This window comes from Thermus sp. FJN-A (assembly GCF_054655095.1).
In genome coordinates this window covers 1-236 of the sequence record NZ_BAAHSC010000279.1, presented here as the reverse complement: position 1 = coordinate 236, position 236 = coordinate 1, and the positions used below count along the sequence as shown (strand labels likewise).

Genomic DNA, 236 nt, shown 5'->3' with positions numbered 1-236 from the left:
AGGCTCGCCGAGCTTTACAGCTGGGCCATCGCCGGGGCCGGGAGCGAGAACTACATCACCCCCCTCCTCCTGGCTAGGGAAATCCACGAGGCCCTGACGGAGGCCATTGTCTGGTCCACCGCCTTCGCTTCTGTGGAAAACTTCAGCGAATCCGCCGAGGCTTTCCTGGAGGAGGCCCGCCTCGAGGCCGCCCGCATCCTCCGGCAGAGGGAGGCCGCCCAGCCCGCCGCCGGGGA

Annotated in this window: 1 protein-coding gene; it reads left to right on the top strand. The window is 68.6% G+C overall.

Annotated elements, in window-relative coordinates:
- Positions 1 to 236 (top strand): hypothetical protein (locus ACYQ0J_RS13715; RefSeq protein WP_460172627.1); only part of this gene is annotated, 236 nt, incomplete at both ends.